The 2,412-nt window shown below is 68.8% G+C and carries 1 protein-coding gene and 2 pseudogenes; all 3 read right to left on the reverse strand.

Going from position 1 to position 2,412, the window contains the following annotated elements:
• Nucleotides 1-381, reverse strand: a 381-nt coding sequence (locus JMF90_RS33495) for a hypothetical protein (RefSeq protein ID WP_201326033.1), incomplete at its 3' end; no start/stop codon positions are given.
• A gap of 426 nt (nt 382-807) precedes the next feature.
• Nucleotides 808-2,214, reverse strand: a pseudogene (locus tag JMF90_RS33500) (primosomal protein N'); the annotation flags it as partial.
• Nucleotides 2,215-2,258: 44 nt separating this feature from the next.
• Nucleotides 2,259-2,387: pseudogene (locus JMF90_RS33505) on the reverse strand (branched-chain amino acid ABC transporter substrate-binding protein); the annotation flags it as partial.
• Nucleotides 2,388-2,412 lie beyond the last annotated feature (25 nt).

Here is a 2,412-nt window from a genome sequence, read left to right on the forward strand (position 1 = left end):
CGCCTGCACGTCCGCCTGCAGGTTCGCGGGCAGGCGCGCCTGGCCGAGCAGGAACGGCACGCACTCCGGCTCCGGACGGCGGTACGCAGCCGTGATCGCCGCGCGCAGCACCGATTGCGGCTGCACGTTCTGCGCGAACTCGAGGAACGGATGCGGCGAGTTGTCGTCGTCGCCGTCCGTGGCCTGACCATCGGCGAGCTCCGTCACGCCGCTGTGGCCCGACAGCTCGGGCGGCAGCTGGCCGTGCTCGATCCGCTCGAGATACGCGAAGATCGCCTGCTTGATCAGCCAGTGGGGAGTGCGCTCAAGACGCGCCGCCGCGTCTTTCAGGCGCGAGCGGAGAAGGTCGTCGACTTTGACGCCGAGAGTCGTGCTTGCCATGGTGGGTTCGTGCGCCGGTGCGAGCCCGGCAATGTGGTGTAAGAGGATGCGCGAAATCCTACGGCACGCAATAAAAAGGTGCAACCAAATTGAGAGATAGGTTGCACCCATAAGTTAGTCAATATAATCAGCCACTTATGTGGTTGCAACCTAGGGGTTGCCCGTGGTCCGAGGATCGGTGTTTTCCCTGATCGAGACGATTCGACACGCGTGTGCAACCTTTCGCCTGCGCGGACGCGGCCGGAAACGGGTTGCACTGGGGTGGGACGCGGCGCGGTGCCGGTGTCGGGTAGGCGACGGAGGGGATTGGGCACTGGCGCCCAGGTGTTCGGGTCGGGCAATGCGGCGGACGAGGGTTCGGGTACCCGGCGGCAGCCCGGGTGCCGGATATCCCGCAACGCCGCGCGACGGCCGCGCCGGCGCCGCTCAGATATCCAGCGGATCGACCTCGACGCTCCACCGCAGCACGCCCTTCAGCGCGCGCAGTTCCGGCTGCCATGCGCGCAGCGCGTGCTGCAGCGCCGCCCGCGACGCGCTTTCGAGCAGCAGCTGCGCACGGTGGACATTCGCGACCTTGACGATCGTCATCGGCACCGCGTCGTACACGGTCACGCGATCGGCGCCCGGCAGCCCGGGCAACGCGGCCGCGGCCTGCAGCAGGAACGCGAGCGCCGCGTCGAGCGTGCGCCCTTCGGCGCGCAGCAGCGCCTGGTAGACGAACGGCGGCAGGTGCGCGTCGCGGCGCTCGGCGAGCGTCGAATTCGCGAAGCCCACGTAGTCCTGCCGCCCGAGCGCGTGATACAGCGCGTGACGCGGGTAGCGCGTCTGCACCATCACCTCGCCCGGCAGTCCGGCGCGCCCCGCGCGGCCGCTCACCTGCATCAGCTGCGCGAACAGCCTCTCGCTCGCGCGGAAGTCGTGCGAGAACAGCGCGGTATCGGCATTGAGCACGCCGACGAGCGACACACGCTGGAAGTCGTGCCCTTTCGCGATCATCTGCGTGCCGATCAGGATGTCGACTTCGCCCGCGTGCACGTCGGAAAAAAGCGCCTGTGCGCTGCCCTTGCGGCGCGTGCTGTCGGCATCGATCCGCAGAATCCGCGCGCCCGGCACGGCCTCGGCGAGCGCCTCCTCGATGCGCTGCGTGCCGCGCCCGAGCGGCGCGATGTCGACGTTTCCGCACTCGGGGCACGAACGCGGAATGCGCGCTTCCCAGCCGCAGTGATGGCAGCGCAGCGCATGCTCGGGCTTGTGCAGCACGACGTACGCGCTGCAACGCGGGCAGCCGGCCACCCAGCCGCATGCGTCGCACGCGAGCTGGGGCGCGTAACCGCGCCGGTTCAGGAACACGAGACTCTGTTCGCCGCGTTCGAGCCGCGCCTTCAGCGCCGCGACGAGCGGCCCCGACAGCCCGCCCATCGACGCGCGACCGCGCCGCCGTTCCTCTTCGAGATCGATCAGCCGCACGGTCGGCAGCGTCGCGTCGGCCACCGCGCGACGCGACAGCGTGAGCCGCGTGTAGCGCCCCTGCTCGGCCTGCCACCAGCTTTCGAGCGACGGCGTGGCCGAGCCGAGCACGACGGTGATGCCGAGCTGCTTCGCGCGCCACACGGCCAGGTCGCGGGCCGAATAGCGCAGCCCTTCCTGCTGCTTGTACGCGGGCTCGTGCTCCTCGTCGACGACGATCAGCGCGAGCGTCGGCATCGACGCGAGCACCGCGAGGCGCGTGCCGAGCACGATTCGCGCGCGGCCCGTGTGCGCGGCGAGCCAGTTGCGCGCCCGTTCGCCTTCGGCGAGCCCGCTGTGCAGCGTGACGATCGCGTCGTCGGCGAGCTCGTATAACTTCGTATAATGTATGCTATACGAAGTTATTACGCGTAGTGCGCCTGCGCGCCCGTCATCGGCCCTGCGTAACCAATCTTCACGTCATCCGCATGAGCCGTCCCCGCCAGCGACATGACCGCGACGAACGTCGCGCCTGCCACCTTTTCCATCGTGTGTTGCATAGCATCTCCTTGGTACCAGGGTAAA

This window comes from Burkholderia sp. E168m23, assembly GCF_016586125.1.
In the GTDB taxonomy this organism is placed as follows: domain Bacteria; phylum Pseudomonadota; class Gammaproteobacteria; order Burkholderiales; family Burkholderiaceae; genus Burkholderia; species Burkholderia orbicola.